Below are 16,981 nucleotides of genomic sequence, written 5' to 3' on the forward strand. Positions count from 1 at the left end.
AAATGTCGATTCGATCCAACTTCCGTCTCTCCGCCAACCAGAGCACCTTGAAAAACCCATCGCGGATGGAACGACTTCGCCAACGAGCCACTCGCTGGACCGCCCGCATCGAAGCGCGTCGTCAAGCGTGGATTGAAAAGCGAGCCGCTCGTCTCGAGCGTTATCGCACCGCCTTCCGCGGATCTTGGTTGACCCGCATCGGCCTTGGCCTCGCGATGATCGTACGAGCGATCCTCTCCGTTCCTTTCGTGCGCAACATGGCCGGTGCTCAACCGAACATGGCAGTCATCTCGGGTGGCAACGGTTTGTTCGGCAAGCTGACCAAATCGCTTCGCAACAAGAAAAAGAAGAACAAGAAAAACCAACCACGCTACGCAACGGCCAAAGGCCGCCGCTTCATGGCAGAAGGCCTTGAGCAAAGAATGTTGTTGGCGGCGGATATGCTCTATGTGGACGATCTGACTGGCTTTGTTGAATCGGCAGATGTCGGCGGAACTTCTGGTGTTGTCGAGGCGACGGACGTTGTTTATTGGGTTGGGCCTGACGGCGTCGACAATTCTGGATTAGGCGACGATGTTCCAGGATTAACATTTGGAACAACCGCTTTCGATGATTTCGGAGCCGCAGTTGTACAGGCGAATGACGGAGACGGTCCGGGCGTAACGGACACGATCAATATCGCGGATGGGACCTTTGCGATTAACGCTCAGGTCGTGGTGAATGACGACTTGCAGTTGGTGGGTGCGGGCTCTGCCAGTACAGTCCTAAAGTCCACGTTCGATACGGGCGCGGGGGGCGATACTCGGGGATGGTTCCTGGTTAATGACGGTGAGCAGTTTTCTGCTTCGGACATTACTTTTGATGGCACGGGGCAGTCGATTTGGCAAGCGATTCGCCACAAGGGCTCGGGAACTTTCGACAGCGTCGCGTTTAACGAGATCAGCTACAACATCGGCGATGCACACCAAGGCACCGGGATCGCTGCCTTTGGCACATCAAGTGACGTCGATGTAACCAATTCGACATTTACTAATATCGGTCGAGACGGCGTGCTTTACTACGGTCCTGGAACAACGGGGACCTTCCAGGGAAATACCTACACCGGCAAGGGTGCAGGTGACCATCTCGACTATGCCGTCGAAGTTGGAAACGGAGCGAATGTCAGCATTATCGGAAATGTGATCACGAATAATCTGGGGTCACCGACGACTGGTGGTGATGCAGGTGGGACCTCGGCCGGTATTCTCATCTCGACGCTCTTTGGTGCTGGCACTGGCGCCACCATTAGTAATAACTTTATTAACGGCAACACCAACGGTATTTATGTCGGCGCTGAAACTGCACCTGGTGCCGACGGAAGTACGGTTACAGCCACCGACAATGATCTGTCTGGTAATGTCGTTACTGGGATCACGTCCCAAAGTAGTGTAGCAGTAGATGGCACATTGAATTACTGGGGCGGTGCACCGGTCACTGGCGGCGCTGGCACTGCGGTTGATGCTACGCCATATCTCGGTAGCGGTACCGATACCGATTCAGGCACGGCGGGCTTCCAAGGCGACATGTCCAGTTTAGTCGTTCCTGCGTCCTCCTCGATTCAATCCGCAATTGACGCCGCTCCAGCCGGCGCGACGCTTAACATTGCCGCAGGCACCTACAGCGAAGACCTAACAATTGACAAGCCGTTGACGATTGTTGGTGCGTCGGAAGCGTCGGTCATTATCGATGGCAATATCACGCTTCTCTCCGCTGCCAGCGGGTCAACGTTGCAGGACATGACGCTTTCCACGCTCTCTGGTTGGTTAATCGAGGTTCCACCGAGCAACCAAGTCGATAACTTGACCCTTCAATCGCTGACGATGGACGGGCAAAACACTGCTCTGAAGCCGATTCATACCAGCGCGACGGGTACTCTTGGTGGCGTGGTTATTCTTGATGACTTGGACGTCAAGAACTTCACTGCTGATAGTGGTGACAGTATCACGTTCCACGTTCGTTTGGCCGATGGTGCGAACGCCACTCTGTCGAATTCCAGTTTTGCTGACAACTTTGGAACGGTCCAATTCAAGGGAACGAGTGCGGCAAGTACCGCGACCGTTGAAATCACCGACACGACCTTTACCGGTACCGGTAAAGGTGGTCAAGCGGCACTTGAAGTCTACGATGTGGCTTCGCTTACCGTTTCCGGTGCAGGCACGACCGGCAGCAGTATGAGCGGCTTCCAGACTAATAGCTCTGATGCGACGGTTGGCGTTCTCGCATATTCTGTCGGTACAGTTTCTGTTTCGGACTTTGAAATCGATATGAGCGATTCGTCAAGCATCGTCATTCAAGGTAGCGTCGGAATCGTACTGTTTGGCACCATGACCTCGGTTGAGCTCGAGAACGTCGACATTTCCAATGCGGGACAAGTTGGGATACTCTCAGGGGTTCCCGGACAACCAGTTCACACCGGCACGGTTGCCGTAGATGCGAACTCTGCTTTCACCAATAACGGAACCGGTGGTGCGCCCGGCCTCCCAGCAGGTGATCTGGTCTCGCTGGGCAATGCGGATATTACCATTGCTGACGAACGCTCGGGTATGACGATCGTGCAAACCGGCGGTTCCGTCGTGCTCAGCGGTGAAATTCAAAACACCGGTCTCGATTCGTTAATCGTTGATGACGACTACGCGACGAGTGCTTTGCAAGTAGACGAGTGGTTTGAAGAAGGAAATACCTGGCATCAATACGGCTATAACGCCTTCAGCACGATTCAAGCGGCCGTTGACGCAGCGAATAGTGGCGCGACGATTACGGTGGCAGCCGGCACCTACAACGAAACCTTGGCGATCGATAAGAGCGTCACGGTTACAGCAACGCCTGGCACCGTTACGATCCCAGTTGCCACAATGACTTCAGGTGCAGTGATCACGGCCGATAACGTTACGCTTTCTGGCCTTCAATTTACGGGGTCCGGCACAGCGGATACAACACCGGATACGACCGGCGTTCAGATTGATACCTTTGGCGGCGATCTAGAGAACGTCGTGATCGATGGCGTCTCAGCGATGAGTTTTGAGAATGGCATTCGCATCACAGGTGGCCACGCGCTGACCAATGCTACCATCCAAAACAGCTCCTCGACCGGAAATCTGCGCGGCGTTTTTGTTGACAATGCAGGGGGTCTTATCACTAACCTCTTGATCGAAAACAATGACATTACGGGCATTGCCGGTGCGGCCGTGAACATCACGCCTGCCAATGGTGGACAGAATGTTAATGGGTTGACCATTCGGGGCAATGATATCGCTGGCACCACCAGTATCCTGTTGGGCGAGAACGCCGGGCGGTTACTCGAAAACGTTACGATCGAAGAAAACGTCATTGGTGGGAACACCGGCGTCTCCTTCCGTGCGGTCGGATCGGGTGTCAACGTTGACTTCGATACGCTGCTGATTACAAAGAATGATTTCTCCGGCAGTGTTGTGTCGATCGACAATGATGTTGTTGGTAAGGTTAATGCGTCGAGCAACTTCTGGGGCGCCGCAAGCCTGACGAATGTCGGCGCTGCTGTTGCGGTCACCGGATCGGTCGATTACACACCGAAATTGGGTAGCGGCGATACCGATGGAGGAACGGTTGGTTTCCAAGGCATCGTTGATGACGATGATCTATATGTCCACGACAAGGGGGCACAGACGGGGGCAACTGGACGAATAGCCGAAGCAAATGCTTTGGTCGGCCTTGGTGGAACCGTTCACGTCCAAACCGGCACCTTTGCCGAAGACGTCGTGGTGGGCGATGAAATTCACAGCCCAGGCTCAAGTCCTGGTGTGGTTACGTACGGCAGTTACACGCAAGCTTCCGCATCCAATCTGCTGATTGAGATCGACGGCACCGCAGGCGCGGGTGTGGCCGGCGGTCATGACCAAATTATCGTGGATTCGGCTGCGGCCGGCAGTGGCACGGGTGCGGTCTCGCTTGATGGTACGCTGAGCTTGGTGTTCGGCTACGTACCGGCTCCGGGCGAATCTTGGGAAATCATTCTAAATGATGGTGGTGAAGCCGTTGCAGGCACTTTTGCGACACCGTCGGGTGTAACTCTGATGGGATCTGTGCCCGGTGGTGGTCAAGTTCCGTTGTCGATCGATTATGCGGGCGGTGATGGTAATGACGTTGTCATCAGCGTGGCCAGCCATCCGACGCTGTACGCTGCCTCGACACAAGCCGGCGGCCTGGATCGTGCCTTTACGATTACAAACGACCCAGGAAGTGACGGATTCTCGGTCGGTGATACCGTGACCTTCACCCCAGTTGGCGGTGCGGCAGTTCCTGGTTTGATCGTCGGTTACCAAGCCTTTGCCTCGATGGACGCTGCGATCGAAGCGGCGACCTCGGGTGCCGTGATTCATTCCGCGGGCTGGGTTGTCAACGAAGACACTGCGGGTGGCGTGGATATCAACCTCAATGGCGGATTGGATTTGAATGGCATTGACTACTCCACAACCACCTCGGTAGGTGCATTGGCTGGCTTCCAGGGACAGCTGGGGATCAACGTCGACCAAACGGTCAAATACACCCCGCTTCCACCAGCGAACTTTGACGGCGATGTGAGTTTCAGCTACACGATAAGAGATAGCGGTTTAACTGCAGCGATCGCCGGTACGGTCTTTGTTGACGTGCTGCCGGTCAACGATCCGCCCGTTTTGTCGGCAATTGAGGCAGGGACGATATCTTTCAACGAAGGTGATGCAGCGAAACAAATCACTGACACGCTTGTCATCAGTGATCTTGATGACGTGAATATGGAGGGTGCCACTGTCTCGATCACCGCGAACTACGAAGCCGATGACGTGCTGAGCGTTTCGGGATTGCCAGGCGGCGTAAGCAGTAGTTATGCAGCGGGCATATTGACGATTACTGGTCCAGCCACCATCGCTCAGTATCAAGCGATTTTGCGAAGTGTGACATTTGAAAACACGTCTCAGCTACCGACCGAAAACACTCGCACCATCAGCTTTAGCGTGAATGACGGTGATTCCAGCAGCAACGCCCAAACCCGTGAAATCGCTGTGTACGAGATCAATGACGCTCCAACAGCGGTTGCGGATACCGCGACGGTTGATGAGGATTCTTCGGTATCGAAGAATGTGCTCACCAATGATACGGATCTCGATGATTCGTTTGGTGCGGGTGAGTTCACGCTCGATTCGGTTGGCACTGCGGTAGCATCCGATGCACGTTCGATTCCAGGTACGGCGATCACGATAACGCCGGCGGGAGAGATTACTTTCGATGCTGCGGGATTATTTGAAGACCTCGACACGGGTGAATCACTCACGGTGACGATTCCGTACACGATGTCGGATGATGATAACGAACCATCTTCAGCCGATTTGGTCATCACGGTTACTGGCGTAAACGACGGTCCCACCGCCCAGGACGATACCGGAACCACTGACGAAGAGACTCCCGTTACCGTCAATGTGCTCGCGAACGATGATGACGGGGACTCGGACCCCGACGATGGCGTTGCCGAATTCAGCTTGGATAGTCTCGGCACGGTTGTCGTCTCAGACTCGACCGATGTCTCGGGTGCGATTACCTTCACCGCCGGCGGTGATATTACCTTTGATCCTGCGGGCTTGTTCGACCATCTCGATACCGGTGAAACGGCGACGGTCACGATCCCTTATACAATGAGTGACGACGACGCGGCGACATCGACCGCTCAGCTTGTGATCACTGTCACGGGTGTCAATGACCCCGTGGTCGCGAATCCTGATTCGTATACGGTCGCAGAACAAGGTACGTTGACTGGAAACGTGATTACCGATGCCCCGGGTATCGATACCGATCCAGACGATACGCCGGTTGTGGTGGGGAGCCTTGCTCCTGCACATGCGGCCTCGTTCAGTATCGCGAGCGATGGATCCTTCACTTATGTACCCACGACGGATTACGTCGGTTCGGATTCGTTTACTTACTTTATCTCCGATGTTGATACGACTAGCAGCGCTTTGGTCACGATCAATGTGACAGCAGTCAATGACCCGCCTGTATTCACGGTGCCCGCTCCCGTTGCCGTCCTTGAGGATTCTGCGGATGCAGTCGATGTCGCATTCTTGACTGGTATTTCTGCGGGTGGTGGTGTAGATGAATCGGGGCAAACGGTCAGCTTTGCAGTGGTCGCAGCTGACCCAAGCCTCTTTAGTACACAGCCGACGATCAATGCGTCGGGCGAGTTGTCTTACTCGCTAGCTGCCGATGCAAATGGCAGCACGACGTTGACGATCACGGCGACCGATAATGGAACTCCTGCCGTCGCTAGCTCGCAGCAGACTTATCTCTTTGAAGTCACAGCGGTCAACGACCAGCCGACGCTGTCGGTAGGCGCTTTGGCTCCCGTTCCTGAGGATTCTCTGGCTCAGACCGTTTCTGGTTTCGCAACGGCGACCGCAGGTGCTGCCAATGAATCGGGGCAAACGTTTACTTACAGCATTCTAAGTAATGACAACTCAGCATTGTTCTCGGTCCAACCGGTGATCGATTCGAATGGACAGCTAACGTTCACCCCGCTTGCGGAAGCGTTCGGTACCGCGACGATCCAAGTTGAAGTGCAAGACAATGGTGGTGACGCCAATGGTGGTGAAGACACTTCGGTCACCAAGTCCTTCGATATTACGATCACGCCAGTCAACGACGCGCCAGTCGCCACGGATGATACGTTTGTGCTTGATGAAGATGACACACCGTTCGTGTTGGATGTGATCGGCAATCTGAATCCGAATGGAGCGGACAACGCTGGACAGCCTAATGAATCGTCTCAAGATTTGACGATCGTTTCCTTCTCACTCACAGCACCATTCCCTCCAGAAGTGCTTGGTGCGTTGACGATTAGCTCGTCTGGCAAGACGTTTGACTTTGCTCCTCCGGCGAACTTCAACGGAAGCTTCGAGTTTACCTATACGATTCGCGACGACGGTTCACCGAACCTTGACTCGAACGAGGCAACGGTCAACGTTACCGTCAATCCTGTCAACGACGCACCAACGTTAGAGAATCCGATTGCTGATTTCTCGGTTGACGAGGACGCACCAGACACAACGATCGACCTGACCGGTATGTTTGGCGATGTCGATATCGTAACCAATGGCGACAGTTTGGCGATCACGGCAACGAGTTCGGACGGGACTTTGGTCGCGGCATCCGTGGTTGGGTCTGATTTAATCTTAGACTACCAGCCTGAGCAAAATGGAACGGCGACGATCACCGTACAGGCTACCGACGATGCCGGATTGTTTGTCGAAGACACGTTCGATGTAACGGTTGATCCCATTAACGATACCCCTACCGTCGAGAGTCCGACGGCTGATTTCTCGGTTGACGAGGACGACCCAAACACAAACATCGATTTGACCGGTATGTTTGGCGATGTCGATATTGCTACCAACAGTGACAGTTTGACGATCACGGCATCGAGTTCGGACGGAACTCTGGTCGCGGCATCCGTTGTAGGATCTAATTTGATCTTGGATTACCAGCCTGAGCAAAATGGAACGGCGACGATCACCGTACGTGCTACCGACGATGGCGCGTTGTTCATCGAGGACAGTTTCGATGTGACGGTTGATCCCGTCAACGATACCCCTACCGTCGAGAGTCCGACGGCTGATTTCTCGGTTGACGAGGACGACCCAAACACAAACATCGATTTGACCGGTATGTTTGGCGATGTCGATATTGCTACCAACAGTGACAGTTTGACGATCACGGCATCGAGTTCGGACGGGACTTTGGTCACGGCAGACGTTGTGGGGTCTGATTTAATCTTAGATTACCAGCCAAACCAAAATGGGGCTGCGACGATCACTGTACTTGCAACTGACGTTGCCGGCTTGTTTATCGAAAATAGTTTCGTTGTGACCGTGGATCCCGTTAACGACGCTCCGACGGCAACGGACATCGCGTTTGCAGTGGGCGAAGGTCAAACGTTTGTCTTTGACTTGGCACCGTTCGTGGACGATGTAGAAACGCCGGATGCGGGATTGACCTACACGTTGGTCAGCGGTCCCACACCAAACATTGGCACGCTCACAGCTCCAAGTGGTAGCTCCGTTTGGACGTTCGTTGCTCCACCCTCACCGTCGATTACTTCGGGAATCGTAATCGAATACGAAGTCTCGGACGGTTCGGCTACTTCGACCGTTCAAACGATCACCATCGACATCGTCGATATCAATGATCCGCCAACCGCAGTGGATGACTCTGGATCAACCGACCAGAACACAACCGCTTTGTTTGACGTGCTCGCGAACGACACCGACCCTGATGCTCCAAGCGACGTCCCGGCGAACTTTAGTATTGATGCGGTGAACGTGACTTCCGTTTCGGGAGTTCCTGGCATTGGTGATGCAACCGTTGCTATTGTTGGAAATCAAATCGAGTTCAAGCCAGGCACCGCGTTCGACGTCTTGGATGATGGAGATACCGCGACCGTCACCGTTTCGTACACGATGAGTGACGACGAAGGCTTGACTTCCACGGCCGAATTGGTGATTACCGTCAACGGTTTGAATGACCTGCCAGTTGCGGTCGCTGATACTGCGAATGCCGATGAAAATGAAGACAAGACGGTGGCGGTGTTGGCGAACGATACCGACATCGATGGCGATGATGAGCCAGCCAACTTTACGCTTGTATCGCTTGGCGCTGCAACTTCGACCGGTGGTTTCGACCTCAGCGATGCGACAATTAGCATCGATGGTAATTCAATCAAGTTTGAACCGGGTGCCGAATTTGACTCGCTTGACCCAGGTGATTCTGTTGAGGTTACGATTCCATATACAATGGAAGATACATTCGGTGATTCAAGTAGCTCTACATTGACAATCACCGTCAATGGCGCTGACGACGGACCCATTGCAAATGATGACGACGCATCTTACGCCACCAATGAAAACGACGCCTTGACGGTCGATGTTTTGGCCAATGATGAAGTTGTCGACGACGACGATCTGACGTCAAGCTTGACGGTTTCCGATCCCCCCGTTGTTTCGGTTAACGGACCGAGTGGTGTGACCCTCGGCAATGGCACTGTCAGTGTCGTCGGTAACCAAGTTGTGTTCACACCTGGAACTAGTTTTGACGCGTTGGATGTCGGAGAATCCGCAACGGTCGAGATTGAATACACCGCCAATCTCGGTGCTCTGAGCGACACTGCAACCTTGACCATCACAGTGAATGGTGTCAACGATGCTCCGATTGGTGCCGACGACAACATCTATACGACATCTGAGGATACGACCTTGGTGGTCAATGCGGCTGCAGGTGTGCTTGCGAATGATACCGATGTCGATGACAAGTACGGTGCCAAGAACGATCTCTCAGTCAACTTGCCGCTGGTGACACAGCCGACCAAGGGTTCGATCATCATGTCTTCGACCGGTGCATTTAATTACACACCGTTTGCGAACCAGAATGGAACCGACACGTTCGTTTATCGTGTCAAGGACAACAGCGGTGCCCTCTCGGCACCGGTAACGGTCACCATCAATATTGACGCTGTGAATGATGCTCCGGTAGCGACGGCTGATACCGCGATGACGGATCAAGACACTTCGCTCTCCGGGGCAACCGCAGTCGATGTCGTGGCCAACGACACCGATGTCGATTCGCCGGCGCCGCTGACTTTGTTGCCCGGGGCGACGATCACGGCAACGACTGGATTGAGTGGAAGCCCAGCTGCTGCGGGAACGGTCGCTGTCGTGGGGAATAAAGTCGAGTTCACCCCTGGTGCGGCATTCGCAGAATTGGACGCTGGCGACACAGCAACCGTGACGGTTTCCTACACCGTCTCGGACGGCTCCCTTTCAGCCCCAGGAACGTTGACCATCACCGTCGATGGACTGGCAGATAGCCCCAATGCCGTGAACGATACTGGCAGTACGCTGACCGAAGACACCGCATCGGTGTTGGTCGACGTGCTGGCCAATGACACCGATGTTGATGTGGATGATTCTCCTGTGAACTTCGTCCTCGATTCCGTATCAATCGCTTCGGTGACTCCTCCTGGTGGTGTCACGATCACGAACAACGGCAGCGTATCCGTCGATGGCAAACAGTTGAAGTTCACTCCATCGGCGGATTACCAAGCTCTCGCGACTGGTGAAACGGCGACGGTCATCGTCGATTACACGATGAAGGATGCTGCCGGTAATACTTCCTCGGCCCAAGCGACCATTTCGGTCACTGGTCTGAACGATGCTCCGGCAACCACGGCGGGCGCTGCACGCACCACGCCGGAAGACACCGCAATCATAGGTGATGTAGGAATCAGTGCGTCGGATCCCGACTCGAACGACACGCTAACCTACGTGGTCGTTTCTGCTCCTGCCAATGCATTGAGCTTCACGTTGAATCCATTGACGGGCAGCTTTGATTACACGCCCGCCGCTAACTTCAATGGTACCGACGGTTTCGTTTACAAAGTGAATGACGGTACGGTGGACAGTGCTCCTCAGGCCGTTGTGATCAACGTGACGCCGGTTAACGATCCTCCAATTTTCACCCCAGCAGCACCTGGTGATGTTACCGTTCTGCAAAATGTGGGTGCCTACGAGGCAGCGGGATTCTTGACGGTCTCGACGGGACCTGCCAATGAATCAGGACAATCGATCACGACCTTTAACGTCGTGACGGATGATCCTAGCTTGTTTACTGATCAACCAGCGATCGACAACTCCGGCAAACTGACCTTTACTCCCGACAGTAGTAAAGTGGGCACAACGACCGTGACGGTAACTGCGGTTGACGACGGCGGTGGTACGGATACCAGCGATGTCACCTTCGACATTACGGTTAACAACTTCGATTTCCCAACTGTCGCTGGCGATGTAACTTTAGCCGATTCGGATGAAGATGAAGTTGTCACGATCACGTCGGCACAACTCACCGCGGGCTCAAGTGATCCTGATGATGCGCTTAACGCCACTTCCTTGAGTCTGATTGCGGGCGACGGAACACTGACCGGTTCTGGACCTTGGACATTCACCCCGGACGCCGATTTTAATGGTTTGGTTGAGATCGAGTTCTCCGTTCAAGGTGGTACGCTGGAAGGTCCGGTTACGGCATCGTTCAACGTCCTGCCGATCAATGATCCGCCTGAGATCACGGTTCCGCTAACACCGGTTGCAGTGACGGAAGCCAGTTCGGTTGGCCTAAATACGCTAATTAATATCGACGATGTTGATATCAACGACGGCGTGTCGAATGGAACGTTAACGTTGACCGTCACCTTACCAGCCGGCGGAGTCGAGTTTGAGCAATTAGCAGGACCGTCTGCAGGCTCAATCGTGCTTTCGGCTGGAGATACAGTGGCAACGTTCGTTGGCGAACTTGCTGACGTTCAAGCGGACTTGGCCCTGGTGCAAATCAATATCGACGACGTTGATCCAGGTGCTAGCTTGACGGAGTTGTTCACCGTCAGCGTGACCGCGAGCGATGGTGGGGCCTTTGGTGACCCAGGGTCCAGTACGACCACCACAAGCTTCGATTTGGCGGGTACCGATGGTGGGCCTTCGGTCGATGTAACTAGCAGCCAGACGAGCCCAATCTCAGAAGGGACAACGTTCACGATTGACCTGGATAACGCATCGGATCCAGCCACCTTAGCGGATGACCCGATCACCGCTGCCGTGGTCTTCTGGGGTGATGGTTCAACCACCTCGTTGAACAGTGGACAACTCACCGACCTGAATGCTGGCACAACAGTAAGCTTGTCGCATCTCTACGACGATGAAACTGCAATGGTTGACACGACGATTCGCGTTAGCTTGTTCTCGGATGGTGTACAGAACCCGGACACCAGTCCTAAGGAATTCCCAAGTGCTGGAACATTGCCGATCTCGGTGACGGGCGTGGCCCCAACCGGATTGGTAGTCGTCAATGGTCCGTATGATGAGGGCACGACCGGTGCCACGATTCTCGTCGATAACGTTGCCGATCCGTCCTCGGTCGACCTTGCCTCGCTCAAGTTTAGCTACGACTTCGGTAGCAATGGATCATTCGAGATTTTCCAGTCACCGTTGTCGACGGCTGCGATTCCGAACAGCCTACTGGCCGATAACCCAGGCTCAGAGATTTCTGTTATTATCGAAGATAAGGATGGGCTGTTCAACTCATATACCGTGCCGGTCCTGGTGAATAATCTCCCACCAGTCATTGCCACGCTCGCGGACGATTCGGCGGCGACGGACGTGCCATACTTGCGAACCGTTTCCTTCACGGATCCAGGGGCCGACGACTGGACGGCAACCGTTGACTTCGGCGACGGCAATGGCGTTCAGAATCTGGGTGCAGTTGGCAAGACGTTCAACATTGACAATGTGTTTGCGACTGCTGGAACATACGTTGTGACTGTTACGGTCGACGACGGTGACGGCGGATTGGATAGTGAGACGTTCAACGTGGAAGTGACGGCTACACCGTTCGTCGCTGGTCGTCATGTCTTCTACAGTGGCTCGTCTTTCGATGCCAATGGTGTCGCGATTGATGTTGACCCGGCAGGTGGCTTTGACGAAGCAGCGGCAATTGATCCTGACAAGCAAGCACTGATGCCAGGGGAGCCCGCGTCATTCGCCAACTACACCAGTTACTCCAACGGCATCACTGGGATCATGATCGATATCGCAAACGTGCCGGGCACCGTGACGGCGGCTGACTTCGACTTTGAAGTTGGTACCGACGGTGAGCTAGCAGGATTTGTGCCTGCTCCGGCACCATCGAATGTGCAGGTTCAACCGGGGGCGGGTGTCAATGGATCCGATCGAATCGTGGTGACATGGAACGATAACGACATCCAAAAGACTTGGCTCAAAGTGACTGTACTTGCGACAGCAAACACCGATTTGGCCATGCCAGATGTCCACTACTGGGGTAACTGGGCCGGCGAAACGAATGGAGGCAATCTTGGTCAGCGAGCAGCGGTCGATATCAATGATCAGTTCTTTACTAGGTCGAATTTCACGCCGTTCGGTGGAAGTGAGACCGTCGGCAATGATTTTGACTTCAACAAGGATGGCTTAGTTAACATCAATGATCAGTTTGTTGCTCGGCAGGCATTTACAAGTCCGTTTACAACTGGAAACAAGGGATTGTTGTTGTCTCAGGCCCCGGATGCCACACCGGTAGTTCCGTTGTTGGGAGCTGTTTCTGATGATTTCTTGAACAGTCTCGATTCATTATTCAGTGATGAAGATGATGATGGCTTGTTGGGCGATCTATTCTAAGCCGGATAGCTATGCCGTTTTCCCGGAAGTGCGAGTCTTTAGCTCCGCTTCCGGGTTAGTTTGGCTGAAAGGATTAGTTAGCAGGGGCGTGCTTGATAATTTACAACGTCATGGTTCCCATCGGGGCGAATTGACTTGTGCTGTGCTCGTAGTTCAATTAAAGTTCAACAAAAGTTCAACAAAAGTTCAACAAAGTTCAACAAAGTTCAACAAAGTTCAATCTCAGAGTTCAATTAAAGGAAGCGATAATGCGAAACATCATGTGCGTTTTGACAATGGCATTCGCCGTTGCCGGTTATGTTGAGAGTGCCAATGCAGCAATCATTCTAAGTGTTAGTCCCTCTACTGGTGCTAACAGTCTAGCGAATAACTCCACCGGTCAAACAATCGATCTTTTTGGTTACTCCGATACCGGAGCATTAACCGACGTTTTGGGTATTAATTTGGCTGTACAGATTGTTGGTCCTGGCGGTGTCTTTGAAGGGCCTGCTGGTCCTCCATCGCCCGGTGGAGGGATTACGTTTACGGGGATTTCTTCGATCTGGGATGCCGCTGGCTTTAACGCAGTTGCATCCGGCAGCCTGTCAGGTATCAATGGCGCGATCGGTGTAACGGATGATGACTTTGCTGATGCCACGACTATTTCTGGTGACGCGCTTTCCCCGAGCTACCTAGGCCGCTTTAACATTGACACCACTGGCGTCGTTGATCAATTTGCGACATTAGAAATCGTAGCGGGTGGATCGTCATTCGTTTTTGTCGGCGCTGGAACGAATATACCTGTCGCCTTATCCGCACCTTACCAGGTCACCGCTATTCCCGAGCCTGCATCGTTTGCGATTTGCGGACTTGTGGCCGGTGGGCTTTGTTTGCGACGACGACGCGCCGTTGCCTAATCGGCGGCTGGCTTTAAAAATCAGATGAAACGTCCAGGGTTAAACCTGGGCGTTTTTTTATGGAATCTTATGGGGCCGGGGTGTCGCTGCGCCTTCGCCGATATGCCATCGCTCGACTGACCAGACAGGATCCAAACTTAGAGTTGTCCGCAGTGGATCCTGTTAAAGATCCCTTGCTCGAAGGATCTTTGACAAGATCCACTTCGAGGTTTGGCGATTGCGGCAGATTGTCGAGCTCGACCCCAGACGGTGGACCACGTTCTGGCGAGCGTGGCTACGTTTGCAGTGTGCATCATCGTTCAAAATGCACGAGAACAGTACGCCGGTGTAGCCGACCACGCGGGATTGATTAGCGTTTTGCCACTATGGCACGTGGCAAACGTCGAATACGTCGAGGAAATCGCTCAGGTGGAGATACTTCGTTTGGGGATCGGCAGATGGGAACACCCTGAATTGGAACGAATTTCGAAACGCGCTGGGTCACGCCTGTGCGTTTTTTGGGCTTGCCGGCAAGGGCACCCACAGGGGCCAAGGAGGCAATACAGTGACTTTTCAACTTGCGGGACAGACATTGATCCTTTGACTATACTGGAGCAATCGTGAACTGGCGTTGTATGTCAGTCGGACGCGTGCACCGCTTCGGAGGCTAAAAAGCCTGACTGTACTCCAATGATGCTTCACTCTCGTATTCCTCTCCTGCTCGCTGGTATCCTCGCTTTCGTTGGCTCTTTGTCTCAGGACGCCGACGCAGCGGTTGTCACGACGCAGGAAGCTAGTTTGAACTCGATCTTTTCTCAAGGGTCGTTTGCTGCCGATCCGATCGGTTTTCGGTTTAACGCGTCAATCACGATCATCGATCCTGATTTGACCACGATCGATTCATCGGCAGAATTCAGCACCCTTGGTTCCTTGGCTAGCGGTCCCTCGTCAACGATCCAACTGTTTTACGTCGATGCAATCAATTGGTGTGGCTCGCCAGGAACCAACATCGTCGGCTGTGGGGCGAATCCCGGGAACCTGATTGTACTGAACTCGCTCGCCGCTGCTCATCCGTTATATGGCCCCGAATTGATCGCCCATGAGATGGGGCACAATCTTGGTTTGGGGCACACAGGTGGTGCTGGATTGATGGGACCGATGTTGAATCTGGATACGTCACTGTCGGCAGCCGAAGTGACGACGATCCGGTCGAGTCCTCTGGTGCAACTCGATGCACTCGGGTACTACATCAACGTGACGCCTGTACTCGTTCAAGCCACCGCTGTCCCCGAGCCAGGGTCGCTGGCGTTGTTAACGCTCTTTGGGGTTGTCTTCTGCGTTGTTCGTCGTCGCCGGGTCCGTCGGTAATCGATTTGTCGCAACTTCGTAGTGGATCTTGTTAAAGATCCTTCCGTATGGGGATCTTTAACAAGATCCACTACCTTAAAGTCAAAATAAGGTGACACGCGCGGCTAGCGCCGTCGGCTCACATCAAAAATTCCTTAAGTACACGCCTATGGAAACGAGTGCTTCAGCAATATTAAAACGTGGTGAGGTAGGCATCCTGCCTGCCAATCCGTAATTGTCGCAAATCGCAGGCTGGAAGCCTACGCCACGAATAGAACGACCACAATTTAAAGCCGCCGAAGCACTCGTGCGACCTTAATTCGTAGTGGATCTTGTTAAAGATCCTTCCGTATGGGGATCTTTAACAAGATCCACTACCTTAAAGTCAAAATAAGGTGACACGCGCGGCTAGCCCGGATTATTCACGAGCGTTCTGATTTAAGATCGTCTGGTAAGAGTTTGGGTGAGATTCGCTGGGGTAGGTGCTTTGGTGCTCGATCAGCGCGGACCGCCCCCTTACCCCCATTCAGAATTTCGTCTCGCCTCTGGCAGATTTAGGCACTGTTGAGGTCGGGCCGAGCGTAGCCCGATAGCAGATCCGCAACACGCTTGAGATGATTGGCCCACGGCCAACTCGANGAGAATTGCACNCGGANTCGCCGCGTGCGGACGATCACTCGGNACGCGACCTTGATCACGTGAGTCCGCCACGTGCAAGCGTGACCNTCTCCCANAGGGTCGCGGCGACGGCGGCGAGTGTGATGACGACGCTTGNCCCCAGGCGACTGAGCTTCNANAGGAATCTCNGCATTGGCGAACTNATCAATCTCAGGCACTNTCTCGACAATCTGCCGAATTCGCACCAGCAAGTTCGCCGCAACGCTGTGCATCATCACGCGGAACAGATTGGCCATGTAACGATGGTCACTGAGGCGATCACAACACAATTCACACTTGAGTTCCTTGTTACGATTTTCGCTCTCGCCACGATCGGCGTACTCGTCATAAACGCCGCCCGGACAAACACTCACACCCGGGCGATTGGTAACCACAGCGCGGCGATTAGTCCCTTGGGATTGAACCTCGCACTTGACCACGATGCTGCGAGATCGCGGCCAGCTTTTCGCTCGGTAATCAAGCAAGAGGAAGTTCCGTTGAGCCTCGCCGGAGGATTCGAACGCGGCCACACTTTGCTGCAAAAGCTCGCTACTTTCGCGTTTAACGCGTGCATTCATCTGATAGCCGATGCTGTAAAGAACGCCATCGAGCCGTTCCAATGTGTCATACATTTCAGGGACCGCGAACCCTGAATCGGCACGAACGTGAATGGTCACATGCGGGAATCGCTGGCGAATCTTTTTAATGACTCGGCCCAGATCGTCGGCAGCTCCCAAGCTGGCGTGAGCCGAGCCGAACAGCAAACTTGGCAACACGATCATGTCGTTCTCGGCACACGTGATCGCACGGACTTGATACTGGTACTGGTTG

The 16,981-nt window shown here is 53.8% G+C and carries 4 protein-coding genes; 3 read left to right on the forward strand and 1 reads right to left on the reverse strand.

What is annotated here, in order from left to right; translation table 11 throughout:
* Window positions 1-2 precede the first annotated feature (2 nt).
* The 3 genes from Q31b_RS25740 to Q31b_RS25750 all read left to right on the forward strand — a co-directional run bounded on the left by Q31b_RS25740 (window position 3) and on the right by Q31b_RS25750 (window position 15,514).
* The gene (locus Q31b_RS25740) at window positions 3-13,271 is read left to right on the forward strand and encodes a tandem-95 repeat protein (RefSeq protein WP_146602531.1); all 13,269 of its coding nucleotides are present in this window, start codon (window positions 3-5) and stop codon (window positions 13,269-13,271) included.
* A 248-nt stretch (window positions 13,272-13,519) separates the two neighbouring features.
* On the forward strand, window positions 13,520-14,167 hold the full coding sequence (locus tag Q31b_RS25745; RefSeq protein ID WP_146602532.1) for a hypothetical protein: 648 nt from the start codon (window positions 13,520-13,522) through the stop codon (window positions 14,165-14,167).
* A gap of 669 nt (window positions 14,168-14,836) precedes the next feature.
* Window positions 14,837-15,514, forward strand: coding sequence for a zinc-dependent metalloprotease family protein (locus Q31b_RS25750; RefSeq protein WP_146602533.1), 678 nt, complete (start codon window positions 14,837-14,839; stop codon window positions 15,512-15,514).
* 533 nt (window positions 15,515-16,047) lie between these two features.
* On the opposite strand, the gene Q31b_RS25755 is transcribed toward Q31b_RS25750, so the two are convergent.
* Entirely contained in the window at window positions 16,048-16,932 is an 885-nt protein-coding gene (locus tag Q31b_RS25755; RefSeq protein WP_146602534.1) for a transposase, read from the reverse strand.
* Window positions 16,933-16,981 lie beyond the last annotated feature (49 nt).

This window comes from Novipirellula aureliae, from assembly GCF_007860185.1.
GTDB classification, from domain to species: Bacteria; Planctomycetota; Planctomycetia; order Pirellulales; family Pirellulaceae; genus Novipirellula_A; species Novipirellula_A aureliae.